Annotated in this window: 26 protein-coding genes and 3 tRNA genes; 16 read left to right on the top strand and 13 right to left on the bottom strand. The window is 75.1% G+C overall.

Features of this window, described 5'->3' with window-relative positions:
* Positions 1 to 65 precede the first annotated feature (65 nt).
* The 3 genes from ACSUPR_RS24010 to ACSUPR_RS24000 form a co-directional block, all read right to left on the bottom strand.
* Complete coding sequence (locus tag ACSUPR_RS24010) at positions 66 to 440, bottom strand: FKBP-type peptidyl-prolyl cis-trans isomerase (RefSeq protein WP_436886981.1); 375 nt, start codon at positions 438 to 440, stop codon at positions 66 to 68.
* Positions 441 to 499: 59 nt separating this feature from the next.
* Positions 500 to 1,690 (bottom strand): mannose-6-phosphate isomerase, class I, encoded by a 1,191-nt coding sequence (gene manA, locus ACSUPR_RS24005; RefSeq protein ID WP_436892123.1) that lies wholly within the window; start codon positions 1,688 to 1,690, stop codon positions 500 to 502.
* Positions 1,691 to 1,992: 302 nt separating this feature from the next.
* Entirely contained in the window at positions 1,993 to 2,544 is a 552-nt protein-coding gene (locus tag ACSUPR_RS24000) for a TetR/AcrR family transcriptional regulator (protein WP_436886980.1), read from the bottom strand.
* 190 nt (positions 2,545 to 2,734) lie between these two features.
* Here ACSUPR_RS24000 and ACSUPR_RS23995 point away from each other — a divergent pair, with 190 nt between their 5' ends.
* Positions 2,735 to 4,348 carry an MFS transporter gene (locus tag ACSUPR_RS23995; RefSeq protein ID WP_436886979.1) on the top strand — a complete coding sequence of 538 codons (1,614 nt, stop codon included), beginning with the start codon at positions 2,735 to 2,737 and terminating at the stop codon, positions 4,346 to 4,348.
* Between the two features lie 49 nt (positions 4,349 to 4,397).
* Here ACSUPR_RS23995 and ACSUPR_RS23990 read toward each other — a convergent pair whose 3' ends face one another.
* The gene (locus tag ACSUPR_RS23990) at positions 4,398 to 5,576 is read right to left on the bottom strand and encodes a molybdopterin molybdotransferase MoeA (protein ID WP_436886978.1); all 1,179 of its coding nucleotides are present in this window, start codon (positions 5,574 to 5,576) and stop codon (positions 4,398 to 4,400) included.
* A gap of 191 nt (positions 5,577 to 5,767) precedes the next feature.
* On the opposite strand from ACSUPR_RS23990, the gene ACSUPR_RS23985 reads away from it, so the two are divergent.
* From ACSUPR_RS23985 to ACSUPR_RS23975, 3 genes are all read left to right on the top strand, one after another.
* Positions 5,768 to 5,840 (top strand) — tRNA-Gly (locus ACSUPR_RS23985).
* A gap of 41 nt (positions 5,841 to 5,881) precedes the next feature.
* Positions 5,882 to 5,952, top strand: a tRNA-Cys gene (locus ACSUPR_RS23980).
* Between the two features lie 15 nt (positions 5,953 to 5,967).
* Positions 5,968 to 6,041: transfer RNA gene (locus ACSUPR_RS23975), tRNA-Val, on the top strand.
* 61 nt (positions 6,042 to 6,102) lie between these two features.
* Here ACSUPR_RS23975 and ACSUPR_RS23970 read toward each other — a convergent pair.
* Entirely contained in the window at positions 6,103 to 6,666 is a 564-nt protein-coding gene (locus ACSUPR_RS23970) for a TetR/AcrR family transcriptional regulator (RefSeq protein ID WP_436886977.1), read from the bottom strand.
* 189 nt (positions 6,667 to 6,855) lie between these two features.
* Here ACSUPR_RS23970 and ACSUPR_RS23965 point away from each other — a divergent pair, with 189 nt between their 5' ends.
* Entirely contained in the window at positions 6,856 to 7,122 is a 267-nt protein-coding gene (locus tag ACSUPR_RS23965) for a hypothetical protein (RefSeq protein ID WP_436886976.1), read from the top strand.
* Complete coding sequence (locus ACSUPR_RS23960) at positions 7,119 to 7,544, top strand: SRPBCC family protein (protein WP_436886975.1); 426 nt, start codon at positions 7,119 to 7,121, stop codon at positions 7,542 to 7,544. Before ACSUPR_RS23965 ends, ACSUPR_RS23960 begins: the two co-directional genes overlap by 4 nt.
* A gap of 417 nt (positions 7,545 to 7,961) precedes the next feature.
* Here the strand turns inward: ACSUPR_RS23960 and ACSUPR_RS23955 are convergent, their stop codons facing one another.
* Both ACSUPR_RS23955 and ACSUPR_RS23950 read right to left on the bottom strand, forming a co-directional pair.
* The gene (locus tag ACSUPR_RS23955) at positions 7,962 to 8,636 is read right to left on the bottom strand and encodes a TetR/AcrR family transcriptional regulator (RefSeq protein WP_436886974.1); all 675 of its coding nucleotides are present in this window, start codon (positions 8,634 to 8,636) and stop codon (positions 7,962 to 7,964) included.
* A gap of 9 nt (positions 8,637 to 8,645) precedes the next feature.
* On the bottom strand, positions 8,646 to 9,857 hold the full coding sequence (locus ACSUPR_RS23950; protein WP_436886973.1) for a DUF418 domain-containing protein: 1,212 nt from the start codon (positions 9,855 to 9,857) through the stop codon (positions 8,646 to 8,648).
* Positions 9,858 to 9,960: 103 nt separating this feature from the next.
* On the opposite strand from ACSUPR_RS23950, the gene ACSUPR_RS23945 reads away from it, so the two are divergent.
* From ACSUPR_RS23945 to ACSUPR_RS23935, 3 genes are all read left to right on the top strand, one after another.
* Positions 9,961 to 10,290 carry a GNAT family N-acetyltransferase gene (locus ACSUPR_RS23945; RefSeq protein ID WP_436886972.1) on the top strand — a complete coding sequence of 110 codons (330 nt, stop codon included), beginning with the start codon at positions 9,961 to 9,963 and terminating at the stop codon, positions 10,288 to 10,290.
* A gap of 237 nt (positions 10,291 to 10,527) precedes the next feature.
* Positions 10,528 to 11,091 (top strand): SRPBCC domain-containing protein, encoded by a 564-nt coding sequence (locus ACSUPR_RS23940; RefSeq protein WP_436886971.1) that lies wholly within the window; start codon positions 10,528 to 10,530, stop codon positions 11,089 to 11,091.
* Positions 11,092 to 11,312: 221 nt separating this feature from the next.
* Entirely contained in the window at positions 11,313 to 12,548 is a 1,236-nt protein-coding gene (locus ACSUPR_RS23935; RefSeq protein WP_436886970.1) for a PucR family transcriptional regulator, read from the top strand.
* Positions 12,549 to 12,597: 49 nt separating this feature from the next.
* Here ACSUPR_RS23935 and ACSUPR_RS23930 read toward each other — a convergent pair whose 3' ends face one another.
* Positions 12,598 to 13,563 (bottom strand): LLM class F420-dependent oxidoreductase, encoded by a 966-nt coding sequence (locus ACSUPR_RS23930; protein WP_436886969.1) that lies wholly within the window; start codon positions 13,561 to 13,563, stop codon positions 12,598 to 12,600.
* A gap of 175 nt (positions 13,564 to 13,738) precedes the next feature.
* On the opposite strand from ACSUPR_RS23930, the gene ACSUPR_RS23925 reads away from it, so the two are divergent.
* The 4 genes from ACSUPR_RS23925 to ACSUPR_RS23910 all read left to right on the top strand — a co-directional run bounded on the left by ACSUPR_RS23925 (position 13,739) and on the right by ACSUPR_RS23910 (position 16,822).
* Positions 13,739 to 14,275 (top strand): YbhB/YbcL family Raf kinase inhibitor-like protein, encoded by a 537-nt coding sequence (locus ACSUPR_RS23925; protein ID WP_436886968.1) that lies wholly within the window; start codon positions 13,739 to 13,741, stop codon positions 14,273 to 14,275.
* A gap of 250 nt (positions 14,276 to 14,525) precedes the next feature.
* On the top strand, positions 14,526 to 15,563 hold the full coding sequence (locus ACSUPR_RS23920) for an ATP-grasp domain-containing protein (protein WP_436886967.1): 1,038 nt from the start codon (positions 14,526 to 14,528) through the stop codon (positions 15,561 to 15,563).
* Positions 15,560 to 16,348 carry a 3'(2'),5'-bisphosphate nucleotidase CysQ family protein gene (locus ACSUPR_RS23915; RefSeq protein ID WP_436886966.1) on the top strand — a complete coding sequence of 263 codons (789 nt, stop codon included), beginning with the start codon at positions 15,560 to 15,562 and terminating at the stop codon, positions 16,346 to 16,348. Before ACSUPR_RS23920 ends, ACSUPR_RS23915 begins: the two co-directional genes overlap by 4 nt.
* A 66-nt stretch (positions 16,349 to 16,414) precedes the next feature.
* Positions 16,415 to 16,822 (top strand): DUF1707 SHOCT-like domain-containing protein, encoded by a 408-nt coding sequence (locus tag ACSUPR_RS23910; protein ID WP_436886965.1) that lies wholly within the window; start codon positions 16,415 to 16,417, stop codon positions 16,820 to 16,822.
* A 94-nt stretch (positions 16,823 to 16,916) separates the two neighbouring features.
* On the opposite strand, the gene ACSUPR_RS23905 is transcribed toward ACSUPR_RS23910, so the two are convergent.
* A complete protein-coding gene (locus tag ACSUPR_RS23905; protein ID WP_436886964.1) occupies positions 16,917 to 17,411 on the bottom strand; it encodes a DUF3145 domain-containing protein in 495 nt (164 codons plus the stop codon).
* Between the two features lie 208 nt (positions 17,412 to 17,619).
* On the opposite strand from ACSUPR_RS23905, the gene ACSUPR_RS23900 reads away from it, so the two are divergent.
* The 3 genes from ACSUPR_RS23900 to ACSUPR_RS23890 all read left to right on the top strand — a co-directional run bounded on the left by ACSUPR_RS23900 (position 17,620) and on the right by ACSUPR_RS23890 (position 20,738).
* Positions 17,620 to 18,234 carry an RNA polymerase sigma factor gene (locus tag ACSUPR_RS23900; protein WP_436886963.1) on the top strand — a complete coding sequence of 205 codons (615 nt, stop codon included), beginning with the start codon at positions 17,620 to 17,622 and terminating at the stop codon, positions 18,232 to 18,234.
* The gene (locus tag ACSUPR_RS23895; RefSeq protein ID WP_436886962.1) at positions 18,231 to 18,635 is read left to right on the top strand and encodes a hypothetical protein; all 405 of its coding nucleotides are present in this window, start codon (positions 18,231 to 18,233) and stop codon (positions 18,633 to 18,635) included. Before ACSUPR_RS23900 ends, ACSUPR_RS23895 begins: the two co-directional genes overlap by 4 nt.
* Before the next feature lie 333 nt (positions 18,636 to 18,968).
* Positions 18,969 to 20,738, top strand: a complete 1,770-nt coding sequence (locus ACSUPR_RS23890; protein ID WP_436886961.1) for a CHAT domain-containing protein — start codon at positions 18,969 to 18,971, stop codon at positions 20,736 to 20,738.
* Positions 20,739 to 20,777: 39 nt separating this feature from the next.
* Here the strand turns inward: ACSUPR_RS23890 and ACSUPR_RS23885 are convergent, their stop codons facing one another.
* From ACSUPR_RS23885 to ACSUPR_RS23870, 4 genes are all read right to left on the bottom strand, one after another.
* Positions 20,778 to 21,431, bottom strand: a complete 654-nt coding sequence (locus ACSUPR_RS23885; RefSeq protein ID WP_436886960.1) for an MBL fold metallo-hydrolase — start codon at positions 21,429 to 21,431, stop codon at positions 20,778 to 20,780.
* Positions 21,432 to 21,501: 70 nt separating this feature from the next.
* A complete protein-coding gene (locus tag ACSUPR_RS23880; RefSeq protein ID WP_436886959.1) occupies positions 21,502 to 22,323 on the bottom strand; it encodes an enoyl-CoA hydratase-related protein in 822 nt (273 codons plus the stop codon).
* A 355-nt stretch (positions 22,324 to 22,678) separates the two neighbouring features.
* Positions 22,679 to 23,251 carry a DUF5998 family protein gene (locus ACSUPR_RS23875; RefSeq protein ID WP_436892122.1) on the bottom strand — a complete coding sequence of 191 codons (573 nt, stop codon included), beginning with the start codon at positions 23,249 to 23,251 and terminating at the stop codon, positions 22,679 to 22,681.
* A gap of 130 nt (positions 23,252 to 23,381) precedes the next feature.
* Entirely contained in the window at positions 23,382 to 26,090 is a 2,709-nt protein-coding gene (locus tag ACSUPR_RS23870; RefSeq protein ID WP_436886958.1) for a bifunctional acetate--CoA ligase family protein/GNAT family N-acetyltransferase, read from the bottom strand.
* Positions 26,091 to 26,234 lie beyond the last annotated feature (144 nt).

The raw sequence follows: 26,234 nt of genomic DNA, 5'->3' as shown, positions 1-26,234 counted from the left end.
GCCGACGTGCGGCACGGGCCCCTTTCCCGCGTGCGGGCCGGGGCGGACCCCGGCGCGGGCGGGTCCTAGCGGACGGCGACCAGGTCGCAGACGAAGATCAGGGTCTCGTCGGGGCCGATCACGCCGCCGGCGCCGCGCTTGCCGTAGGCCAGGTGCGGCGGGATGACCAGCTTGCGGCGGCCGCCCACGCGCATGCCCAGGACGCCGTCGTCCCAGCCCTTGATGACCTGCCCCTTGCCCAGGGTGAAGCTCAGCGGGGCGCCGCGGTTCCAGCTGGCGTCGAACTCCTCGCCGTTGGAGAAGGCAACGCCCACGTAGTGCACGTCGACCGTGCTGCCGTGCCCGGCCTGCTCGCCCTCGCCGACCACGACGTCGGTGATCTGCAGGTCCGCCGGCGGCGGGCCATCGATGGGGTCGATCTCCGGACGCTCCAGAGCCATGGTGGTACCTCTTCTGTGACACAGGTGAACAGAGAGGGCCAGGGTACCGGTCCGCGCGTTCAGCCCGGCAGCGCGCCGACCGTGGCGGCGACGACGTGGCCCTGCCCCTCGATCTTGACCGGCCCGTTGTCGGCCTGGACGAACACCGACTCGCCCCGGCACAGCTCCATCCGGCGGCCGCTCTCGGGGATCAGCTCGACGCGCCCGTCCAGGGCCAGCACCACGGCGGGCCCCTCCCCCGGCAGGTGGGCCGCCACTCGGCCGGGGCCGATCTCGTGCAGGGCGAACTCCGGCGCGGCCGGGTGGAACTGCCGCCGCCCGTCCTGGAAGGTGGGCAGGGAGTACGGGATGGGCAGGACCGAGAAGTCGACCACGTCCAGCAGCTCGGCCGAGTCCACGTGCTTGCGGGTCAGCCCGGCCCGCAGCACGTTGTCGGAGCCCGCCATCACCTCCACCGCGGTCCCCTGGAGGTAGGCGTGCAGGTTGCCCGCGGGCAGGAAGAGGGCCTGGCCCGGCCACAGGGTGACCCGGTTGAGCAGCAGCGACGCCACCGCCCCGGGGTCGCCCGGGTAGCGGGCGGCCAGGTCCCCGATGATGTCGGCGTGCGCGCACCGGGGGCGGACCCGCACCCACTCCTCCACGAATTCGCCGATGAGCCGCCCGCGATCGGCTCCGTCCAGGGTGAGCAGGCGGGTGAGCGCCGCCCGCAGCGCGGCGCGGTCGTCCTCCCTGGCCAGGTCCTCGCGCAGCAGGACGGCCAGCTCGCAGGTCAGGTCCAGCAGGTCGCGGTGGGCCGCGGAGGGCTCGCGGAAGCCGCACAGGGCCTCGAAGGGCTCCAGGGCCAGCAGCAGTTCCGGCTTGTGGTGGGGGTCGCGGTAGTTGCGGTGGGGCGCGTCGACCGGGATGCCCCGCTCCTCCTCGGCCGCGAAACCGTCCCGGGCCCGGTCGGCGTTCGGGTGCACCTGGAGGGACAGGGGCTCGTCCGCGGCCAGGACCTTGAGCAGGAACGGCAGGCGCACGCCGAAGCGGTCGACCACCTGCGCGCCCAGGACGCGGTGGGGCGCGGCGGCGATGAGCTCGGGCAGCGGGAGCGGGCCCTCCTCGCACCGGGCGGTGCTGGGGGCTCCGTGGTGGGCGCCCAGCCACAGCTCCGCCTGCGGGGTGCCGTCCGGCTCCAGGCCCAGCAGCCGGGGGATGGCCGTGCGCGCCCCCCAGGCGTACGGCCGGACCTGGTTGGTGAGCCTGTGCATCCGCTCCCCGCTTTCCCGTCTGCGTTCTCTCACCCCGTGGACGCTCCGGCGAGGTGGGGCCAGTCTGGCGAACGGAGCGGGCTCCGTCGACCCGGCACGCCCCACTTCCGATGGTGGTGCACGCATCACCTCACGAGGAACGCCCGGCGGCCGCCGGGCCCGGCGGCCGCAACGAAGTTACCGGGAAGTAAATCACGGCCCCGGACACAGCGACAGCACCGCCGTGTCACCGTCCGGCGAACATCGGCGGGCGGCGGGAGGGGGCGGCGGTGCGCCGCGGCCCGGATGCCCGGACCGCGTGCTCAGCGCCGGCGTCGGACGCGGTCGGACTCGGCCACCAGGCGGTCGGTCATGGCCTGGCGCAGCTCGGGGTCGGCGGAGGGCAGGCCGAGGATGTCCGACAGGTACAGCCCGTCCCCGGCCCGCAGGATGATCTCCGCCAGGACCGGGTCCTCCAGCTCCTCGTGGAGCAGGACCCGCCAGCGGTCGAACATGTCCCGGACGTGCGCGAAGGCCTCCTGGGGCACGTCGTCCCGGCCGCGCAGCGCGGCGATGATCGCCCGGTAGAGCTCGCGCTCCTCCGGACTCTGCGGCAGCGAGGTGCGCAGGAAGACGCGGACCACGCCCTCCTCGCCCTCCACCGCCTCGCGCAGCTCCTGTTCGGCCAGGGCGGACAGGCGGTCGACGAGGCCGGTGAGCATGGCGGCCTTGGAGGGGAAGTGGTAGAGGAGGCCGCCCTTGGACACCGAGGCGGCGCGGGCCACCGCCTCCAGGGTCACCGCGGGGTAGCCCTCGCGGACGAGGATCCCCTGCAGGGCGTCGAGGATGCGGTCGCGGGTGTTGGAAGCGTTCACGATTGACACTGTACCGGCTGGACGGTACTGTACCGGCTGGACGGTTGAAGAATCCCCGACGTGCGCCCGGCGCACGGACGGTCGACAGCGCTTCCCGTCCCGATCGACCCGGCCCGGAGCCCGCCATCCCGCCGGATCGCGCCCGGCTCCTGCCGGGAACGCGAGAACCAGCGACACGTAACGAGGAGAGATGACTTCCGTCACGGCCGGAAACGGCCACGACCGCACCCGCGACGCCTCCCCGGCGACGGCCGGTCCCCGCGAATGGGCGGCCCTGGCCGTCCTGGTCCTGCCCGTGATCCTGATCTCGGTCGACTCGACCGTGCTCGGCTTCGCCGTACCCGCGCTGAGCGAGCAGCTGGCGCCCACCGCGGGCCAGCTGCTGTGGATCATCGATGTCTACGGCTTCATCCTGGCCGGCCTGCTGATCACCATGGGCTCGCTCGGCGACCGTATCGGCCGCCGCCGGCTGCTCATGGCCGGTTCGGCCGCGTTCGGCGCCGCGTCGCTGCTGGCCGCCTTCGCGCCGACCCCCGAGGTCCTCATCGCCGCCCGCGCCCTGCTGGGTGTGGCGGGAGCGTCCCTGATGCCCTCGACCCTGTCCCTGCTGCGCAACATCTTCCTGGACGCGCGCCAGCGGCTGCTGGCCATCGCCCTGTGGGCCTCCGGGTTCTCCGCGGGCGCCGCTCTGGGGCCGATCCTGGGCGGCTGGCTGCTGGAGCACTTCTTCTGGGGCTCGGTGTTCCTCATCAACCTGCCGGTGATGGCCCTGATCCTGGTCCTGGTGCCGCTGCTGGTGCGCGAGTCGAGCAACCCCGCCGCCGGGCGCCTCGACCCGCTCAGCGTGCTGCTGTCCCTGGCCGCGATGCTGCCCGCCGTGTACGGGGTCAAGAAGCTCGCGACCGAGGGCCTGTCCGCGCTGCCGATCGTCTCACTGGCGGTCGGCCTGGTCCTCGGGTACCTGTTCGTGCGCAGGCAGAGGAAGCTGGACGAACCGCTCATCGACGTGGACCTGTTCCGCGACCGCGTGTTCAGCGTGGCGGTGGTCACCAACCTGATGATCGTCTTCTCGCTGGTGTCGTCCCTGTTCTTCCTGACCCAGTACCTCCAGCTGGTGCTGGGCATCTCGCCGATGCGGGCCGGGATCGCGCTGGTCCCCGGGCTGGCCCTGTCGGTGCTGTCCAGCCTGGTGGCGGTCCGGCTGTCGCGGCGGCTGAGCCTGGCCACCGTGATCGGGGGGTCCCTGACCGTGACCGCCGCCGGGTTCGCGGTGCTGGTCGTCGCGCCGGTGAACGACGCCACCCTCGGCGTGGCCGTGGTGACCACCGGGTTCGCGCTGATCGCCACCGGCGCGGGGTTCGCCGAGACGCTCACCAACGGCGCCATCATGTCGGCCGCCCCGCCCGAGCGGGCCGGTGCGGCCTCGGCCATCTCCGAGACCGCCTACGAGCTGGGCGCCGCCCTGGGCGTGGCCGTGCTGGGCAGCGCACTGACGGTGTTCTACCGGTCGCACCTGACCGGGCCCGAGGGCGTGCCCGCCGGTGCGGTGGACGCCGCACGCGAGACGCTGGGCGGGGCCGCGCACGCCGCCGCCGGCCTGGACAGGGCTTCGGGGGAGGCGCTGATGGAGGCCGCGCGCACCGCGTTCACCAACGGTATGCACATGACCAGTGTGATCGCCGTGGCCATCGTGGTGGCCGCCGCCGCCCAGGCGTGGCTGCTGCTGCGCGGCCGGGGCAACCCGGCTGTGGAGCGGCCCGGACCCGCGTCCGCCGGAGAACGCGGGCGGAAGCGGGTCGACTGACCTGCGGCGAAGGCCCCGCGGGGATGCCCCCGCGGGGCCTTCTGCGCGTTCAGGGCAGCCGCAGCAGTTCGGCCTCCCCGCCCGGCCGGCCGGGCGGGACCACCGCGTAGGCGTCGGCCAGGGCGGCTCCGCGCAGGCTGGCCGGGCCGTCGTGGCCCACCGGAACGGCCCGGCCCCGCTCCAGCCGGACCGGGACCAGGCGGGTGTCGCGGGGGTGGGCGGCCACCTCCCCGGCCACCGGGACCCGGCCCGGGGACCGGGAGGGGTCGGGGCGCCCGGACATCGCGCACAGCAGCGGGACGACCAGGGTGAGGGACGCCACCAGGGCCGCCCCGGGGTTGCCGGGCAGGCCCGCCACCACGGTGCGGCCCCGGCGCGCCAGCAGCTGCGGGTGCCCGGGGCGACAGGCCACGCCGTCCACCAGGACCTCCGCGCCCAGCCCGGCCAGCACCGCGCGCAGGTGGTCCGCGGGACCCTTGGAGGAGGATCCGCACACCACGAGCAGGTCGGCGTCCGCTGCGGCGATCGCCTCCGCCAGCGCGTCGCGGTCGTCGCCCATGTGGTCCACCCGCTCCACCCGGCCGCCCGCCCAGGCCACCAGGCCGGGCAGCATCGGGCCGATGGCGTCGCGCACCAGCCCCTCGCCGGACAGGCCCGAGGTGGTGACCTCTGCGCCGGTGACGAGCACCGCGACCCGCGGGAGCAGCACCGGCAGGGTCTCGTGGCCCAGCGAGGCCGCCAGGCCCAGGACCGCCGGGCCCACCACCCGGCCCCGGGTGAGCACCGTCTCGCCTGGCGCGGTCTCCTCCCCCGCCCAGCGCACGTGCCTACCCGCCTCGGCCGGACCCGCGATCCGGTCGCCGGAACGCTCGGCCAGCTCGTAGGGCAGGACGGCCTCGGCCCCCTTGGGAACCCGCGCACCGGTGGCGATCTCCACCGCCTCGCCCGGGGCCAGGCCCCCGGCGGCCGACGCCGGGGCGCCGGCCAGGATCGCGCCCACCAGCCGCCAGGGGCCGGGGCCGGCCACCGCGAAGCCGTCCATGGCGGCGGCGTCGAACGCCGGGACCCCGGTCAGGGCCTGCACGTCCGCGCCCAGCACCGCGCCCGCGGCCCGCTCCAGCGGCACCGCCCGCACCGGCACGGCCGCCCGCTCCCCCGCACCGCGGGCGCACTCCCGGGCCGAGGGCCAGTCCAGCGCCCTCTCACGGTCCGATCCGCACCCGCCCATGGCGTCGCCTCCCCGTCGTCAGCGGTCCGACCACCATTCTCCACCCGGGCCCGCGGCGCCGGCGGCCCCGCCTCCTCCCAGCGTGCGGGCGCGGGCCCCGGAATCCCGATTTGCCGTCTGCCGACTTTCCGCTAAAGTTCTAACCAGCGACAGGGCAACGGCCGAGGGAACAAGGCCGGTCCGGTCGACAAGCGGACGTGGCTCAGCTGGTAGAGCATCACCTTGCCAAGGTGAGGGTCGCGGGTTCGAATCCCGTCGTCCGCTCGGAGGAGACGCGGAAGTGCTCAGGCGCTTGCGTGCAACTCGGTGGAGTGGCCGAGAGGCGAGGCAGCGGCCTGCAAAGCCGTCTACACGGGTTCGAATCCCGTCTCCACCTCACATCGCTTCACGCGGGCGGTTAGCTCAGTTGGTTAGAGCGCTACCTTGACACGGTAGAGGTCACAGGTTCGAATCCTGTATCGCCCACGCATGTCCGAAGGGGTCCGGTCCGCCGGGCCCCTTCGGCGTTCCCGGGGTGCCGCCGCCGTCAGGCGCCGCGGGCCAGGTCGGCGCGGAGCATCTCCACGAAGCGCAGCATCGCCGCGTCCGCGCCCGGCCGGTCCCCCGTCAGGGCCAGCTCGAACAGGAGCCCGTGGGCCTGGGCCAGGGAGAGGCGGGCCAGGGACTCGGCCCGCTCGGGTGCGGCCCCGGCCCGCAGGAACAGGCCGGTCAGTCCCCGGGTCCACCCGTTGGCCAGCCAGTCGCGCCAGGCGTGCGCGTACGGGCGGCCGAGCATGGCGTGGCCGCTCAGCTCGAAGTACAGGGGCGCGAAGATCCGCGCGGTGTCCGCGACGTGGCTCCAGAAGGCCGCGCCCGCCTCGAAGGGGTCGTCGGCGCCGGCGAGGAGTTCGGCGAGGGTGGCGCGCTCGGCGCGCTCGACCTCCTCCATCACCGCGCCGAGCAGGGCCTCCCGGGAGCCGAAGTGGTAGTTGAGCATGCGGTGGCTGGTGCCCACGCCCTCCGCGAGCGTTCGCATGCTGGTGTCGCCCACACCGTGCTCGGCGAACCAGGCGATGACCCGTTCGAGCAGTTCCTGCCGGGCGGTGCTCATCTCTCTGCCTCCTCGGGAACCAGGGATACCAGAGGTCCGCCCCTCCCGCGGCGGCCCGGCACCGGACGGGACGGCGACCGCCCGCGATGTACCACATGGTACATTTCCGGGACCGTTCGATCTCCGGTCCGGAGCCGCCCCCCGCCACGGCCCGCGCGCGCCGCCGGGAGACCCTGAGGAGGCCAAGGCATGGCACCATCACCGAACCGCCTGGAGCGCGGGTACTCCTGCCTCCCGGGGATCGGCCCGGAGCCGCCCTCCGGTCCCGGCACGGCCGCCCTGCTCCGCACGGGACCGCCGCCGCGGACGGTGGTCGGGGCGGCCGCGGCCGGGCGCCGACACGGCGGCCCCGAGGCGCCGGCGGCGGGGATCGTGCGGGCGGCGGGCGCGCCCGGGGGCATCGGGCGGGGGCTGTTCCACGACCTCGTCGAACGCCTGCGGGGTGACCGCCGGTGATCACCGAGACGAGGAGGATCGACGCAGACCGGGTCTCGGTCTGGCGGGTCCTGAGCGACCTCGACCGCTGGGCGGAGATGCTGCCGACCATCGACGGGATCTCCCGCGTCGGTGCGGACAGCGGTCCCATCACCGTGGGCACGCGGTTCCGCGTGCGGCAACCGGGTCCGGTGCCCACGGCCGTGTACCGGGTCACCGAGTGGCGTCCGGAGCACGGGTTCACGTGGGAGGCGCGGGGAACGGGGATCCGCGCCGTCGCCACGCACGTCCTCGGCGACGCCGGAACGGGCACGGAACTGCGCCTGGGGATCACGTGGACCGGACCCCTCGCCCGGCCCGTGCGCGCCCTCCTCTCCCGCACCGCCCGCGCCTACCTCGCCAGTGAGAGCGCGACCCTGGCCTCCATCGCCGAACGGCGCTGAGCGGCGCCCGGACCACGACGGCGCTTCCGGCGCCTCGTCGCGCACGCGGCCGTCGGTGAACAGGGCGCCCCCCGAACCGGCCCCGGCCCACGCGCGTCGCCCCTGCCCGCCCCACGGACGAGCGGGACGAGCGCGGCGACGCCCCGGGAACGGCGCCCACCGGCAGGAGGGCGTCCAGGAGTCCCACGACCACGGGCGCCCCTCCGTGGCGGACGCCCGGAACCGCGGACGGCCCGGGCGGAACGCCGCCGTCGGCGGGCCGGGCGGGCACGGCACGGCGCGGCCCGCTCCCCCCGGAGCGGTGCCCTTCGCCGGTGACGGCGTCGCCGGGGCGCTCCCGGGCGAGGCCCGCGGCCGGCCGGCGTTCGATGCGGCCGTCGGCCGAACGGTGGGCGGGGCGCGGGTCGGCGGGACGGGTCAGGGGGTCTCGCCGTACTCCGCGGCGACGGCCCGGAAGCCCGTGATCAGGCAGCTCAGGCCGAACTCGAACCGGCCCCGGTGGGCGGTGAGCGCGCCGTTCTCCGTCACCCGCCGGAGGGCGTGCGCGGAGGCGTAGGCCTCCCCGACCTCCTCGCGCAGCTCCGGGGCCGGTGCCCTCTCCTCCTCGCCCGTCCGGGAGTCTTCGGCGGCGGCTCCGCAGACGTAGGCGTCCAGGGCCTCGATGATGTCGAGCCTGACCCGGTCGGGGAGGTCGGTGTCGTCGAAGATCCGCAGCGCCGAGTCCAGCCAGGTGATCAGGGCCGGGCCGACGCCGCGGGCGGACCGGCGCAGGTCCAGGATCCACGGCCGTTCACGGAAGGTGGCCAGGTCCCGGCGGGCCCACTCCTCCAGCCGGCGCCACCAGGGTCCCGGGTACTCGTGCGGGAGCCCGTCCCGGGCCACCACGGCGTCCAGGACGAGAGTCTCCAGCGCCGCCCGGTCGGCGACGTAGGTGTACAGCGTTCCCGGGGCCACGCCGAGGCGCTCGGCGAGGCGGCGCATGGACAGCGCGGCCAGTCCGTCGGCCTCGATGACCGCGACCGCCTCGTCGACGATGCGCTCCCGGCTCAGGCTGCGGCGCGGGCCGCGGCGGGGTGGGGATGTCGACGGCACCGGCCCAATCTAGCGCGCCGCCCGCGTCCGGCGGTGCGCCGCGCGGGCGCCGGGACGGCGCAGCAGCACCTCGAAGGGGCCGCGCGCCCCCTTCTTCTCCATGAGCGCGGCGGCCAGGACGGTGAGCAGCCACAGGCAGAGCGCGAACAGGGCCGCGGTGGCCTCGGTGAGGTGGGCGGCCAGACCCAGCCCCCACAGGGAGAGCACCGGGGCCATGACGACCGAGTGGGCGAGGTACCCGCTCAGGGACCGCTTGCCCAGGGCCGCCACGGCGCTGACCGGCCGGGGCGTGCGGCCGCCGCGGGTGAGCCGTTCGGCGGCGAGCACGAACAGGGCGGCGTACCCCAGCCCGCCGGCGAGCCCCGAGGTCCAGGACAGCAGGAACAGCGCGGCCTCCGCCGCCCCCGGGGGCGGGCCGAAGACGCCGACGTGCGCCAGCGCGGAGGGGAGCGCCCCCGCCAGTCCGAGTCCCGTACCGGTGGCGGCCGTGGCGGTGATGAGGCGGCGGTGGCGGTGCGGCTCCTCCAGGATCCGCCGCCGGGCCGCCCACATGCCGATGAGGATCGCGGTGGGCATCACGACGCCGAACCCGTTGACGAACAGCAGGAAGGCCCAGCCCCACAGCCGCTGGACGACGGAGGCGGGGTAGTCGGTGGTGCCGGAGCCGTTGAGGCCCATCCCTTCGGGCCCGGGGCCGGCCGTGGGCGGTGCTCCCGTGGGGGGCAGGAGCGCCGAGGCGGCCAGGACGGCCGCCGACGCCAGGAGGACCAGTGCGAGCAGACCCGCGCCGGTGAGGATCGCGACCCTGAGGCGGCGTTCGCCGCGGTCGAGGAACAGGGCGCACAGGACCAGCCCGACGGCCCCGTAGGCGGCCAGGACCTCGCTCCCCATGAGCAGCGCCGCGTGCACGGCGCCGAGCACGAACAGCCACCGGTTCCGCGAGCGGACGACGGCCCGCGCCCGGTCCCGTCCCAGCTCGGCGGAGCGGGCGCGGTGGGCCCGGACGAGCCCGTAGCCGACGAGGAACGAGAACAGCGGGTACACGCGGACGTCGAGGAGGGCGATCATCGCGAACCGGACGGCCTGGTCCGCCACCGGGGTCGCCGAGGTCCCGCCGCTGACGGCGGCGGCCCCGTGGAAGAAGATCGCGGTGTTGGAAAGCACGATGAGCAGGAGCATCGCACCCCGGGCGAAGTCGGGGGCCAGCAGTCGTCCGCTCACCGGCACTCCTTCTCTGAACGGCGTTCAATGATTGAACAGCGTTCAGGATTCTAGGGCGCGCGCCGTCCCGGCACAAGGGGACCCCTGGCGGCATGATGGGAGCATGACGGACAACAAGGCCAAGGTGGCCGAGGCGGCGGACCGGTACACGATCAGCGTCGACGGTGAGATGGCTGGTTTCACTCAGTTCGTGGACGCCGGGGACCGGCGGCGCATCTTCTTCCACACCGAGATCGACGAGCGCTTCTCCGGGCGCGGGCTGGCGGGCACCCTGGTCTCCCAGGCGCTGGCGGAGACCCGCTCACTGGGGCTGGGCATCGTCCCGGTCTGCCCCTACGTCGCCGGATACGTCGAGAGGCACCACGACTTCGACGACGTCCTGCTCAAGGTGACCCCGCAGGACCTGGAGGTCGTGCGCTCCCTGCCGCACTAGCGGTCGGCGGGGCGGGTCCGCCGTACCCGCCGTTTCCGTGGCCCCTCCGCTCATCGCCGGCGCGGCCGGTGCCCGGTGGCGGCACGGCGTACGGCACGGGAGGTGTCCGCCCCCACGTGGTCCCGCGCGGTGTTGGCGGCGGCGGCTCCGGGGCGCGAGACTGGCTCCGGAACCGGACCCGGGACAGAGCCCGCCGGGTCCGTCCCCGCCCCCAGGGCCCGAGCGGAGAGCGCCCCCATGAGGATCAGCAACGAATTCGTCGTCCACGCACCCGTCGAGAAGGCCTGGGAGCTGCTCACCGACGTGGAGTCCCTCGTCCCCTGCGTGCCCGGGGTGCGCCTGGTCGGGACCGACGGCGACCGCCACCTGGCCGAGGCGCGCATCAAGGTCGGCCCCGCCGTGGTGGCCTGCTCCGGGACCGCCCGCCTGGTGGAGAAGCAGGAGCGGGCCCGCCGGATCGTCGTGGAGGCGGTCGGCCGGTCCCGGCGCGGCGAGGGGACCGGCACGGCCCTGCTCACCGCCGAGCTGCGCGGCCGCGACGGCGGCACCCTCGTGTCCGTGGTCACGGACCTGGAGCTGACCGGCGGGCTGACCCGGTGGAGCGAGGCCGTGGTCACCGAGGTCGCGGGCGGGCTCATGGAGCGCTGCGCCCGCCGCCTGGACGAGCGCGTCACCCCGGCGGAGGAGGACGGCGGGACCCCGACGGAGCGGGACGGGGCCGGGGTCCAGCGGCTGTGGTCTGCGGCGGCCCTGCTGGTGGTGGCCGGCGGCATGCTCCTGGGCTACTTCCTGTTCGGCTGACCCCGCCGTCCGGCGGCTCCCGGGGAGAGCACGGCGGGTCCGCCCGTCCGGCCGCGCGGACCCGCTTCGCCGGGGGGCGGTCTTGTCCCCGGGGCACGGCTCTGGTGGTATGGACGTGTCCCCCGTCACCCCGGCGGGACGCACCCCCCGATCTGGCGCACGGAGCACGCGCGGGCGTGCCACGGACGGCTCCGCCGTGCGTCCGCGCCGGAGGAACCCCGATGACCCACCCCCCGCGGGAGACCGACCGCACGGACCCATTCTCCGAGATCCCCCCGGACGTGGGCGGGCGCCTGCGCGCGCTCGCACCGCTGCTGGCGGAGGAGGCGCTCGCCGGCATCCAGCGCAGGCTGGGCGAGGCCCTGGTGGCTCCGGACGCGAGGAGGGGGGTGCGCCGCCTGCTCGACATCGGGGTGCAGGGGTTCCTGGAGCGCTTGGAGGCCGGGCGCGGCCCCGACGAGGAGCTGCTCGCACGGTTCCGGGCGTTCGGCGCCCACGAGGCCGGGCAGGGCCGCGGCCTGGAGCGCCTGCACGCCGGGATGCGCGTCACCGCCGCCGTCGCCTGGCGGCGCCTGTCCGACGACGACACCCTGTCCCGTGACCGTCTGGGGCCGCTGGGCGAGGCCGTCCTGCTCTTCCAGGAGGAGATCGGCACGGCCGCCGCACAGGGGCACGCCCGGGTGAGCTCGGCTGGGGCCGACGCCTCGGGGCACCGCCGCGTCCGACTGCTGGAGGCGCTGCTGGCCGGGGTCGGCCGGGACCCGGCGGCGGTCGCGGCGCTGGCCCGCGGCGCCCACTGGCGGCCGCCCGAGCGGGCCGCCGCGGTGCTCTTCCACCCCGGTACCGCGGAGGACGGGACGGGCGCTGCGGACCGGTCGGAGCGGCCCGGCGTCCTGTTCCCCGCCCTGCCGCCCGACGTACTGGCGGACCTGGAGGGGCCCGAGCCCCGCGCTCTGCTCCCCGACCCCGAGGGCCCCGGCAGGCTGCGGGCGCTGGAGCGGTCGCTGCGGGGCGCCTGCGCGGTGCTGGGCCCGGGTGTGCCGCTGGAACGCGTCCCCGAATCCCTGGAGCGCGCCCGGGAGCTGGCCGACCTGGTGCGCTCGGGAGCGGTCCCCGGCCGGGGCCTGGTGCGCTGGGACGACCACCTGCTGGTGCTGCTGCTGTCCCGCGACACCGCCCTGGTGTCGGCGATGACCCGGGCCCGGCTGGCGCCGCTGGCCGGGCTGCGCCCGCACCAGCGGGAGCGGATGGCCCAGACGCTGCTGGCCTGGCTGGAGTCCGGGTCCAACGCCAACGAGGCCGCCGAGCGGCTGCGCATCCACCCCCAGACCGTGCGCTACCGGATGCGGCGGCTGGAGGAGCTGTTCGGGGCGCGGCTGCGCGACCCCCGGGAGCGTTTCGAGCTCGAACTCGTCCTGCGGGCCCGCCGGCTGCCCGGGGGCGCCGGCGGGCCGTGAGCGCCCGGCCGGCCCGTGTCCGGGGCGCGGGCCGGCGGGACCCCGGGCGTCAGCCCCGCGGGGCCAGGGCCCGCACCACCTCGGCCGGGTCGGCCCCGGGCGGGCCGATGGGGGCCAGGACCGGTGTGGTCACCCCGTTCTCGACGTAGGCGCCGATGCGCTCACGGCAGTGTTCGGCCGGGCCGTGCACGATCAGCTCGTCCACCACGGAGTCGGGGACGGCGGCCAGCGCGGCCTTGCGGTCGCCCGCGTCCCAGGCCTTCCACATCGGGCCCAGCTCCTCGCGGCCCAGCCACTCGTGGAACGCCCGGTACACGGGGACGTTGAGGTAGGCGCAGATCGCCCGGCGGCCGATCCCCCGGGCGGTGTCCGGGTCCGCGCCGGGGATGACGAAGATCCGTGCGACGATCTCCTTGCCCTCCCCCTGCTCGTGCACCTGCGGGACCACGGTGCGCACGTCACCGGCGGACAGCCAGTTGATGATGGCGCCGTCGGCCTCTCGTCCGGCCAGCCGCAGCATGCCCGGGCGCAGCGCCGCCACCAGGATCGGCGGCGCCTGCGGCGGCACCGCGCCCAGGGTGAACCCCTGGACGGAGAAGGTGTCGTAGTCGGCCTTGACCCGGGTGCCGGACAGGGCCTCGCGCAGGAAGCGGACCGTGTCGCGGACCCTCTTGTAGGGCTCGGTGAAGGGGATGGCGTTCCAGCGTTCGACGATGACGTTGGAGGAGGTGCCGATCCCCAGGGAGAACCGTCCCGGCGCGGCCGCCGCCATCGCCGCAGCGCTCATCGCCAGGGTCGCCGGGCCGCGCGTGTAGACGGGCACGATGGCGGTGCCCAGGCGCAGGTCCGGAGCCCAGACCGAGGCCAGCGCCAACGGGGTGAACGCGTCGGTGGCCGCGGTCTCGGCCGACCACAGGTCGGTGTAGCCCTGGTCGGACATGCGCTCGATGATCGCCCGCTGCTCGAGGAGCGGGACCCCCTCGAGCGGAACGGTCATGCCCCAGCGACTGGTCATGGTGGCTCCCTGTCGGTGTCTTCCGTGCCGGTGGTCCCTGACCATACCGCCCGGTCGGTCTGTCGTCTTCGGGCACCCCCGCGACACGGCGGTGCGGAGCGCGGACGTACGGCGGCGCACCGGCGTATGTTCGTAGGGCCCGAGAAACCGCAACGCACGAAGGAGGCCCCTCGCCGTGGCCGTGCCACCCTCCCCCTACGACTTCCTGCCCCCGGTCCCGTCGTTCAGCCTGAACAGCACCGACGTCGTCGACGACAAGCCCCTGCCCCGAGCCCAGGTCAGCGGGATCATGGGCGCGGGAGGCGAGGACGTCTCGCCGCAGCTGTCCTGGAGCGGCTTCCCCGAGGGGACGCGGAGCTTCGCCGTCACCTGCTTCGACCCCGACGCCCCCACCGCCAGCGGGTTCTGGCACTGGGCGGTGGCCAACATCCCCGCCGACGTCACCGGGCTGCCCGCCGGGGCCGGTTCCGGGGAGGCGGGCGCCCTGCCCGCCGGAGCCGTCACCCTGCGCAACGACGCCGGCGGCCACCGCTACGTCGGTGCCGCCCCGCCCGCCGGGCACGGGCCGCACCGGTACTTCTTCGCGGTGCACGCCGTCAACGTCCCCGAACTGGCCGTCGACGCCTCCGCCAGCCCGGCCTTCCTCGGGTTCAACCTGTTCTCGCACGCCATCGGGCGCGCACTGCTCGTCCCCGTGTACGAGCAGAGGTAGGCCGCCCGGGACACGTCGGGGGCGGGTGCCCTCTCCCCGGAGACCACCCGCCCCCGGCCCTCCTTCCTCCCGGCGGGCCGATGGGTACACGCGCGAGGGGTCCGCGCGGTTCACCGCGGAACCGGAACCGGCCAATCCCGGGCGTTCGGGGCCTCCGGAGACTACTCTCGGTGCATCCCCCGGGATCCGCCCGACACGGCTGGAAGGGTTACGACCGGTGCCAGAGAAGTCTTCGAGGAAACCGACCATCGTGGTGACGACGGCGGGGTCGGCGCCCACTCCCGGCACCATCCTCCACCTGCGGTCGCTGGGCTACCGCGTGGTCGCCACCGACGTCGACCCGACCGCCCCGGGCCTGTACCTGGCGGACCGCGGCCACCTCGTGCCCCCGGGCGACAGCGAGGCGTTCCTGCCCCGCATGCGGGCGCTGTGCGCCGAGGAGGGCGCCGTCGCCGTCGTCCCCCTGGTGGACGAGGAGCTGCTGCACGTCGGCGGCCTCGCCGAGGAGGGCGTGGCCGTGCTGCTGCCGCTGCCCGAGTTCGTCGCCACCTGCCTGGACAAGTACCGGCTCATGCGTGAGCTCGAGGCCGCCGGGATCGGGGTGCCCCGCACCCGGCTCGCCTCCGAGTGGCCCACCGACGCCTTCGAGGCCGAGCGGGGCCTGGTGGTCAAACCCCGCAGCGGCCGGGGCAGCCGCGGGGTGCGGATCGTCGAGTCGGTCGACGGCCTCGCCCGGGTGGTGGCCGAGAGCGGCCACCACGCCGACGAGCTGATCGTCCAGGAGCGGATCACCGGCCCGGAGTACACCGTGTCCGTGGTGGTCTGGCGCGACGGCGGGGTGCAGGCCGTCGTGCCCAAGGAGGTCGTCCTCAAGCGGGGGGTGACCAAGTACGCGGTCACCCGCCGCAACGAGGCGGTGATCGAGACCTGCCGGGCGGTCCAGGAGTCACTGCGCGCCGACGGGCCCTTCAACGTCCAGCTGTGCCTGGACGGGACCGGGGCGCCCCGGGTGTTCGAGATCAACCCGCGCTTCTCCTCCACCTCGGCGCTCACCACCGCCGCGGGGGTGGACGAGATCGCCGGACTGGTGGGCCAGGCGATCGGGACGGGCCCCAGGCTCGCCGACGAGTGGCGCGAGGGCGTCGCCATGGTGCGGCACTGGACCGACGAGTTCGTCGACGAGGCTCACTTCACCTCGCACGGCATCAGTCCGGCGCCCGCCACCCTCGGCATTCCCGTCCGGGACCCCGGCCCGGCATCCCCCGCCGCGCCCCTGGCGGGCCTGTGAGCGGGCATCCGCTGGCGGAGTCGGCGGCCGCCGCCGTCAGCGAGGTCGGCGTGCTGCTGCGCACCTGGCGCCGGGACGCCGCCGCGGTGCGCGGCGTGTGGGAGGGCGACCAGTTCAAGGCCGAGGCCGACGCCCGGGCGCACCGTGAGCTGTCGGAGCGGCTGACCGCGATCGCCCCGGACATCCCCGTGGTCAGCGAGGAGGATCCCGGCTCCCTGGTCCGGGAGCGCCCGCCGCGGTACTGGCTGATCGACCCCATCGACGGGACCGCCAGCTACGCGCACGGCTTCCCCGGCTACGTGACCCAGGCGGCCCTGGTCATCGGCGGCCGGCCCGAGGTCGCCGCCGTGTACGCCCCCGAGACCCGGGCCCTGTACACCGCGGTGCGCGGCCGGGGCGCCCGCCGCGACGGCGTCCCCCTGCCCCGCCGCCCGGCCGCCCCGCCCGGGCACGGGGTGCTCACCGACAACACCCCCGAGCCGCGCGGCATCGCCGCCCGGGTCCGCGACCGCTTCGGGTACGAGGACTACCTGGAGAGCGGCAGCATCTCGCTGAAGCTGTGCCTCATCGCCGAGGGGGCCGCCCACCTGTTCGTCAAGGACGTGCCCGTGCGGGACTGGGACGTCGCCGCGCCGGGCCTGGTGCTGGCCGAGACCGGGGGGCTGCTCACCCGGCTGGACGGCACGCCCTTCCGGTACCGCGGGGGGTACGAGCACACCGGCCTGGTCGGCGGGGCCGACCCGGCGACCTGCCGCACCGTCGCCCGGTGGCTGACCGCCGGTTGACCCTTCCCCCGCCCCGGGGCGCGCGCGTATCGTGTGGGCACCGCAGCGCGCCCCGGGGGGTGGGAAGTGGAAGACAGGCACCGCACACGCGCCTCCGACGGTGAGCGCGAGCAGACCGTCGAGCGGCTCACCACGGCGTTCGTGGAGGGCCGGCTGGACCTGGGCGAGTACGAGCGCCGGGTGGAGTCGGCGCTGCGGGCGGTACTGCTCGGGGAACTCGACCGGCTCACCGCCGACCTGCCCGCGCCCGCCCCGCCGCCGCCCGTTCCGCCCGCCCGGGAGGAGCCCCGCTGGGAGCACGCCGACGAGTGGCGCTGGTGGCTGGGCATCGCCGTGGTCCTCACCGGGGTGTGGGGCGCGGCCGTCCTCATCGGCGGCGAGCTCGTGCCCTACTGGCCGCTCGTGCCCCTGGGCATCTGGGCGGCGGTCCTGCTGGCATCCCTCATCTGGCCCGACGGGGGCGAACCCCTCTGAGGCGTGTCCGGCAGCCGTTCCCGGCCGGCCCGGAGCCCGGGCCGGTGGGCGCGGGCGGCCGCGCCCCCGCTCCCGGGCGCGGCGGTGCCGCGGGCTAGCCCACGGCGTGGAGCCAGCGGACGGGGGCGCCGTCGCCCGCGTAGCGGAACGGCTCGAGCTCCTCGTCCCAGGCCCGGCCGGTGAGGCGGTCGATCGCCGTCGCCAGGTCGGTGCCGCCCGACGCGGCCTCCTCCACGGCAAGGCGCAGCCGGCCCTCCGGTACCAGGACCTCCCCGGCCGCACTGGTGAGCCCGGTGAACATGCCGAGGGACGGCGTGTAGCTGTAGCGCACGCCGTCGCAGCCGGGCGACCCCTCCTCGGTCACCTCGAACCGCAGGCGCTGCCACGTGTTCAGCGCCGACGCCACCGCTCCCGCGGTGCCCGGCCGCCCCTGCCAGTTCAGCTCGGCGCGGTGGCTGCCGGGGGCCGCCGGCTGGGCGACCCAATCGAGTTTCACGGGTACTCCTACAACACCCGCGACCGCCCACTCGACGTGTGGGCACAGCGCCGCGGGCGCGGAGTGGACGTACAAGACGCCACGTGCGGACACCGAACCTCCTGATACGAACGAGTGCGCTTCCCCGACGCCCTCGTACCACGAGAAGGTTGCATACCCGCCTGAATGCCTTTGCACCATTGTGCCCGAAGGGCACCCTGAGGACCAGCGATCTTCTGGGATCTCCCGGCACCCCCGACCCCTCCGGAGTAACGTGAGCCCCGAAGGTGCTATGGGGAGTCCGATCATAGTGGGGGCGCGTTTGCCAGACCAGTCGCACGAGGACCCTGAAACCGTACTTTCCAGCGGCCCTCGGCACGAACCGCCCCCGGCACTGGCCACAACCGGACTCGGCCTTGACGACGCCGAACTCGTACGGCAGGCCCTGCTGGGCAGCCACGACGCCTGGCGGGACATCGTCGACCGCCACCTGCCGATGGTCAACGCCATCGCCCGCTCCTACCGGCTCTCCGCACCGGACCGGGAGGACGCCGTGCAGACGGTGTGGCTGGCCCTCAACCAGCACCTGCCCCGGCTGCGCGAGCCGCACCACCTGCGCGCCTGGCTCAGGCGGGTCGCCCACGACAAGTGCCTGCGCCAGCGGGGGCGCGACGCCCGCCAGTACCCGACCGACCCGGAGGAGTTCGCCCGCGTCGACGGCCGAGCCCCGGACCCGGAGGCCGAGTACCTGCGCAAGGAGCGCGACGAGGCGCTGCGGCGGGCGGTCGGCCGACTGCGCGACCCGGGCGAGCGCGAGGCCGCGCTGCGCTACCTCGAACCCGATTCCACCCCGCCCCCGCAGGACCGCCGGGCCGCGTCGAACCAGCGCCGCCGCATGGCCCGCAGGCTCCGCAACACCCTGGAGGACGAGATATGAGCGAGGACCTGGCGGGCCGGGACGCCGCCCTGGCGGCCTTCGACCGGAGCGCGGACGCCATGGACCTCGCCGTCCTCGTGACCGAGCGGGGCCCCCGCCCCGGGGAGGTGCGGTCGGCCGACGACCCGGTCGTCGGGGAGCTGTCCTTCGGGTTCCGCGACGTGCGCATCGACCTGTACCTGCACGCCCGCGGGTCCTCCCGCACCCTGTCGGGGGCGGTCCGGGGCGATTTCGGGTACGCCCTCCTGGAGGCCCACCGGCCGGACGGCCGCCGCGAGGAGGTCGCCTCCGTCGAGGAGACCGGTGAGTTCACCCTCCAGGACCTGCACCGCGGCCCGATCCGCCTCACCCTCCGCCGCGACGCCGAGCCCCCGCTCACCACGGAGTGGTTCGTCCTCTGACCCCGCGCCCCGCCCCGCCCCGCGGCCGGGACGGAGGTCACAGATCGGGCGGTTCCGAATTGCCATTGCACCCCGGAAGGAATCCCCGGCCGATCGTCGGCCTTCGCCCCCTCTTGCCCGCTTTTGGCCACCCGCCTCCGAAGTGACTTCGGGTCCGCGTCTCCACACCGAGCGTCACCCGCTGCTACTCCTAGAGGTGTCCCTCCCCCGGAGAAAGGCGGTCGGGCCTTGACCTCGCCCCCTCCCACCCCCCGAGCCTCCAACCCCTCCGTCCGTTGGCGACCGGGACGGGACGGGAGGGTGGAAAGGTCCGGCCGTCTTCTCCTGCGACGCGTGATCCTCGGCGTCGACCTGGCCGAACGCGGCCTGTTCGACCAGACCGTGCAGATCCTCGACCGGACCCACTCCCGGCTGCGGCGGCACCCGCTGGCGGAGGAGTCCGCCCCCGTCCTGCCCGGGTTCCTCGCCAACCTGGGGCTGGCCCGGATCCTGTGCGGCGGCTTCGGGGCCGCGGAGGACCACCTGGAGGAGGCCCGCTCCCTGGCCCGGGAGCGGAACCTGGCCCTGCTGGAGCTGGTCACGCGGCAGAACCTGGGCTGTCTGGCGCTGCGCAGGGGCGACCCCGCCGCTGCGATCGCCACGTTCACGGACCTGGGGCACCGGCTGCCCACCGACCGCCGGGAGGCGCTGTGCACCGACCTGGCGGAGGCACTGCTCGCCGAAGGCCACCTGGAGGAGGCCGCGCGCACGCTGGCGGACGGCCCGTGGTCGCACGGCCGCTCCACCCAGCCGGTCACCCTGCTGGTGGAGGCCAAGCTGCGGCTGCTGCGCGGTGACCGGCACCGGGCACGGGAGCTGGCCCGGCGGGTGCTGGGCGCGCAGGGCCCCGGGTCGCTGTGGCACCGCCTGGCGGCGCGGGTGGAGGGGATGGCGGAGCGGGTGCCCGCCTCGCCGGCGGCGCGGGCGCACTCCGCGCTGGAGCTGCGCCGACCGCTGAGCGCCTCGCGGCCGATCCCCCGGCTGGTGGCGGCGCACCGGGCGGTGGACACGGAGCCCGGTCCCCGGATGGCCCGCGACCCCCAGGTGGCGCGGGCCGGGGTGGAGTCGGCGCTGGCGCGGGGAGACCTCCCCCAGGCCCTGGAGTGGGCCGAGTGCACCGTGCCCGAGGCGCCCCGGGCCCCGGGCGGGCCGGTGGTCGAACGCTACCGGGAGGCGCTGGCGGACGGCCGGGACCGGCACTGCCTGGTGTACGCCCGGCGGTGGGAGCGGTCGCGGTACGCGCAGGGCCTGCCCGGCCGGGAGTGCGGGCCGGTGGGCGCCCGGTTGTCCGGTCTACTGGGCGACCGGGCGTTCGTACGCCTGGTGGTCGCGGGCGAGGTGGTGGCGCTGGTCGTAGCCGGGGGGCGGGTGCACGCCCGGCCGCTGGGCCCGCCCGCCCGAGTGGCGCGGGGGCTCGCCGAGGCGCTGTCCCCGGTACTGGAGCTGGTGGGCGACCGTCCGCTGGTGATCGCCCCCGACCGGCGGCTGGGCCATCCGTCCTGGGGCGCCCTGCCCGGGCTGCGGGGCAGGCCGGTGTCGGTGGTGCCCTCGGCACGGAGCTGGACGGACCGGGCGGCACGGCCGCTCCCCCGCTGGCGGCGGGTGCTGCTGGTCTCGGGTCCGGAGCCGCGGGGCACCGCCCGGGAGGTCGCCGAACTGGCCCGGATCCACTCCGGAGCACGGTCCGCGACGCGGGTCCGCGAGGCGGCGGCGGGCGCCGCGGGCTGCGACCTGGTGCACCTGTCGGGGCACGGCCGGGTGCTGGAGCGCTCCCCGCTGCTGTCGTCGGTCGCCCTGGACGACGGCCCGCTGCTGGCTCTGGACCTGGTGTCGGCACCGCCGCCGGAGGTGGTGGTACTGACCTCGTGCGGGGCCGGGCGCTTCGCCGGGGAGCTGCTGGACGCGGGGGCGCGCGCGGTGGTCGCCAGCCCGGCCCCGGTACTCGACTCCGGGACCGGGCCGGCGGTGGCCGCTTTCCACCGGGCGCTGGCGGCGGGCGCCGCGCCGCCCGAGGCGGTGGCCGCCCACCTGGGGCGGCTCGGCTTCGTGTGCCTGGGGGCCTGAGGTCCGGGGACCCGGCTCACGGGTCCGCGGCCGGATCCCTCACCAGCCCCGCTCGCGCCACTCGTCCAGGTGGGGGCGCTCGACCCCCAGGGTCGTGTCGCGGCCGTGGCCGGGGTAGACCCAGGTGTCGTCGGGCAGGACCCCGAACACGCGCTCCTCGACATCGCCGAGAAGGGTCCGGAAGTCCTCGTCGGACCAGGTGCGGCCGACTCCGCCGGGGAAGAGGCTGTCTCCGGTGAACAGGTGGACGTGCCCCTCCGGGTCGTCGTAGCGGAGCGCGATCGACCCGGGTGTGTGGCCGCGCAGGTGGATCACCGTGAGGTGGCAGCCGCCGACGGCGACCCGCGAGCCGTGGACGACGGGCTCGTCCACGGACACGGGCAGCTCCTCGCCGTCGTCGGGGTGGGCCACGGTACGGGCGCCGGTCTCCCCCACGACCTCGGCCAGGGCCTGCCAGTGGTCCTGGTGGCGGTGCGTCGTGATCACCCGGTCGAGTCCGTCGGAGCCGATGAGCTCGAGGATGCGGTCGGGCTCGGCGGCGGCGTCGATGAGGACGGCTTCGCCGGTGGATCGGCAACGCAGCAGGTAGGCGTTGTTCTCCATGGGGCCGACGCTGATCTTGGTGATGGTCAGGTGCGGTAGTCGTCGCAGGTCGGCGGGACCGCCGACCCTGGTATCTCCGGAGTAGCTCACCCGACCATTGTGACCTCTGCGCGGGAGCGGACGCGCCGGGCGCCCCGAAAGTCCGGACGCCCGGCCGCGGTCACCTGGCCCAGCGCGGGGGACGCTTCTCGAAGAAGGACGCCCGGCCCTCGGCGGCGTCCTCCCCGGCGAAGAACTCGGCGGACAGCTCGCCCATGCGGGCGAACGCCTCGGCCCGCCGCTCCGGGGCGGCCAGGGCGCCGGCGCCGAGCTCGCCGAGCAGTTCCTTGGTGCGCGAGAGCGCCTTGGGGGCGGAGCCGCGGATGCCCTGGAGGACCGCGTCGAGGGCGTGCGGCATGTCGCGGTCGGGCACGGCCTGGGTGATGAGCCCGGCCTTGGCGGCCGCGGAGGCGTCGAACAGTTCGCCGGTGAGGAAGTAGCGGCTGAGCTGGCGCGAGTGCATCCGCGCGGACACGGGGACGGAGATGATCGCGGGCACCACACCGATGCGCACCTCGGTGAAAGCGAAGGTGGCGCTCTTGGGGGCCAGGGCGATGTCGGCGGCGGCGACCAGGCCGATGCCGCCGGCGCGGGCGGCGCCGTTGAGGACGGCGATGACGGGCTTGGGGGCGCCCATGATCTGCTCGAAGACCTCCGGCAGTTCGGGGGCGGGTTCGACGGGCTCGCCGGCCAGGGCGGCGGCGACCTCCTTGAGGTCGGCCCCGGCGCAGAACACGGGCCCGGTACCGGTGAGGACGACGGCGCGCACCTCGTCGTCCGCCATGGCGTCGGAGAGCGCCTTGGACAGTTCCGACCGCAGCCGGGCGGACAGCGCGTTGCGGTTGCGGGGGGAGTCGAGGGTGACCGTGGCGACCGCCCTGTCCACCTCGAGGCGTACCAGTGGCGTGTCGTCCTTGGTCGTCGGGGACGAGTGCTGCGCCATCGCAGACCGACCTTTCTCCGGGTCCGTCATCTCCGCGGGTGCGGGGAGGGTGTGGGAGTGCGCGCACCGGTGGGGTACGGCGTGCGCGGAGGCGTCCGGTTCGTGGCCGGACACATCTCTCTTGCAACGGAATACACGAATCCGGTTCCACCCTAGACGGACGGGTCGTCAGGGCACCACGCCCGGGTGGCCCGTGTTCGTTAAGTCCCTGTCACGGCCGGAGGGCGGTCGTGTGAACCGGGGCGGTGCCGGAGGCCGGGGCACGGCCGGTCCCCGGCGCCGGGCGGAACGCGGCGGGGCCGGGCCCGCCCCCGGAACCGGTGGGCGCGGTCCCCGGCCCCGAGGGCGCCGGTCGTCAGCGTGTGGCCGCGGACAGCGCGTTCGCGAAGTTCAGCATGGTGGCGACGGCCTCGGCCCCGTCGGCCGCCTCGCTCACCCGCAGGGTGAGCGGCTCGGCGGTGATGGCGCCGGTGTAGCCGTGGTCGAGCTCGCAGCTCTCGTCCGAGCAGGAGGCGGGCTCCAGGTCGATGTGGGCGACCGCGCCCCAGTTGACCGAGAGGTTGACGCTGAGGACCAGCTCGCTGGGCATGCTCCCGGGCGTGTACTGCGCGGGGTTGGGAACGACCCTGGTGAGGGCGACCGACTGGATGTTGCCGAGCTGGATGCTGTCGGTGGTGGTGGACGCGTGCGAGGTGCCGCCGGGGTCGGTGGGCGGGTGCTCGTCGGTGTGGCACACCACCAGCCGGGTGGCGGTCAGCAGCATGACGGTGATGTGCCGACGCATCTCCATCGCCGGGTCGAAGGTCGCCTCGTGGTGCACGACGAACGCATCGGCGTTCTCGTCTCCCAGGGCCGTGGCGACGGCGTCGATCACCAGCGCGGGGTAGTAGCCGCTGCGTTCGATCTCCAGTCGCCAGTCCGTGGACACGGCGCGTGTTTTCCTCATGTCCCTATCCTGCCTCCTCGCCGCGACACTTCGCGACCGCTGGGCGAAACGGGATGCCCAGTGCCTGATCAGGACTCCGCCCCTCGCCCGGGCCCGCGGGCCGGCCGACGCATCAGAAGGTCACCCCGCGCAGCCGCCGGGGCCCGGCGTCGGGCCGGACGTCGGGGGCCTCGCGCAGCCACATGCGGGCGCCCAGCACGTGCGCTCCGGTGGCGTTGACCAGCACCGGGTCCAGGTCGATGTAGCCGATCTCGGGGAACGCCTCCACCAGGCGGGAGACCCGGATGAGGAGCTCCTCCAGAGCCTCCACGTTGGGCTGCTCGGCCAGCGAGGTGGCCCCGGCGGGCAGCCCGAACAGCAGGGGCGCGGCCCGCACGGCGTGGATGAGGTCGGCGGCGTCCATGTCGGTGAGCGGGGCCAGCCGGAACGAGCGGTCGTCGAGGAGTTCGGCCGTGACGTCGGCCAGGCCGAAGGAGACCACCGAGCCGAACGACCGGTTGTCGCCGGCGCGCACCACGGTGGGCACCCCGGGGGCGACCATCCGCTGCACGACCAGGTCCGCGTCGCCGAACCGGTCGGCCAGCGACAGGAAGGCGCTGCGCACGTCGTCGGGGGTGCGCAGGTCGGCGCGGACGAAGGTGCCCCCGGCCCGCACCCTCAGGTCGGGCGAGTCGGCCTTGACCACGACGGGGTAGCCCAGCTCGCCGGCGGCCACCACGGCCTGGTCGGCGGAGGAGACGGGGATGTCGGGGTAGGCGGTGACGCCGTAGCAGGCCAGGAGTTCGCGGGTGTCCTCGGCGGAGACCGCGGTGTCCTCGTCGTAGCGGCGCTCGCCGCCGAACCAGACCTCCTCGTCCGGGGCGTTCTTGAGGGCTCGGGTGATGGTGGCGCGGGCCCGGGCGCCGTCGATGTCGGGCAGCTCCGGGTGGCGGCCGGGCTTGCGGTCGCGCCACTGGGTGTACCGGGTGGCGTAGGCCAGGGCGCGCACGGCGTCCTCGGGCGCGGGGTAGGACGGCACCGAGCCGCGCAGGGTCTCCCCGCGCTCGCCGACGTGGCGCAGCTCGTCGGGGATGCCCTGGCGGGCCAGGTAGGTGGTGACGATGGGCTTGTCCGAGCCCAGGGAGCGGGCCCGCAGCACCCGGGCGACGTCGTCGGAGATCGGGTGCAGGGCGGGGACGAACACGACCACGACGGAGTGGACGCCGTCGTCGGACAGGGCCGCCTCCAGGGCGCGGTCGAAGTCGTCGGCGGTGGCCTGCGGGCCCAGGTTGACGGGGTCGTGCGGCTTGAGGCCCTGGCGGATCGCGGCGTCCTTGACCAGCAGCTCCAGGGAGTCGGAGTTGCCGATGATGCCGACCCGGGGCCCCTTGGGCAGGGGCTGGTAGGCGAACACCTGGGCGGCGTCGAACATCTGGGTGATGTCGTCGACGCGGACCACGCCGGCCTGCTGGAACAGCGAGGTGACGGCGTAGTCGGGCAGGGCCAGCCCGCCCGCCGCGTGCCCGGTGGGGGTGGTCTGCGCGGACCCGCCGCTGCGCACCGCCACGACCGGCTTCTGCTTGGCCAGGCGCCGGGCCAGGCGGGTGAACTTGCGGGGGTTGCCCAGGGACTCCAGGTACTGGAGGACGACCTCGGTGGAGGGGTCCTCCTGCCAGTACTGCATGAGGTCGTTGCCGGAGACGTCGGCGCGGTTGCCCGCGGAGACGAACGTGGACAGGCCCATGCCCCGGTCGGCGACGCGCTGGAGGATGGCGCGGCCCAGCGCGCCGGACTGGGAGAAGAACCCGATGGGCCCGCTGCGCGGCAGGTCGGGCGACAGGGTGGCGTTGAGGGAGACCGAGGGGTCGGTGTTGGCGATGCCCAGGCAGTTGGGGCCGACCACGCGCATCCCGGCGGCGCGGGCGGTGCGCACCAGCTCGTCCTGGCGGGCGCGCCCCTCCGGGCCGATCTCACCGAAGCCGGAGCTGACCACGACCAGGCCGTGCACGCCCTTCTCGGCGCACTGCTCCACCACGTCGACGACCATGTCGGCGCGCACGGCGACGACGGCCAGGTCCACCTGGTCGGGGATGTCCAGCACGGAGGGGTAGGCGCGCACGCCCACGACGGCCTTGGCCTCGGGGTGGACCGGGTACACGGGGCCCTGGAACTCGCTGTCGAGGAGGTTGCGCAGGGCGGTCTGGCCGATGGTGTGGGCGGTGCGGCTGGCCCCGATGACCGCTACCGACTCCGGGAACAGCAGCCGGGCGATGGAGCGCGATTCTGCGCGCTGTTCGCGGGCCCGCATGACCTCGGTGGAGTCGTCGGTGGGCTGGATGTCCAGGGTGAGCCGGATGACGCCCTCGTCGAAGGTCTGCTGGGCGGTGTACCCGGCCTCGCGGAAGACGTTGATCATCCGCCGGTTCTCGGGGAGCACGTCGGCGATGAACCTGCGGATGCCGCGCTCGCGGGCGGCGGCGCCGATGTGCTCCAGCAGGACGGAGGCCAGGCCGCGCCCCTGGTGGGCGTCCTCCACGACGAAGGCGACCTCGGCCTCCTCCGGGGCGACCTTGTCGTAGCGCACCACGGCGACGAGGGCGTCGGAGATGGTGGCGACCAGGGCGACCCGGTCCTCGTAGTCGACCGTGGTGAAGCGTCTGACGTCGCGGTCGGAGAGGCGCGGGTAGGGCGCGAAGAACCGGTAGTAGATGGTCTCCGGGGAGAGCCTGGAGTGGAACTCGCGCAGCAGTTCGGCGTCGTCCGGGGTGATGGGGCGCAGGTGGGCGGTGCCTCCGTCGGTGAGGACGACGTCGGCTTCCCAGTGGTTCGGGTAGGACTGCACGACTGCGAGACTAGACGACAATCGGTCGATTCCGGGGAAAGTCGATGCGGTCGGCGCGAAAACACCCGTGGTCCGACCCGCTCGTCGAGGCCCAAGGTCCCGATTCGGAAGCGGGCGGCCCGCGGCCGGATACCCTTGCCTGGT

Source organism: Nocardiopsis dassonvillei, from assembly GCF_964273065.1.
GTDB lineage: Bacteria > Actinomycetota > Actinomycetes > Streptosporangiales > Streptosporangiaceae > Nocardiopsis > Nocardiopsis dassonvillei_B.
This window is presented reverse-complemented; position numbering and strand designations above follow the sequence as displayed.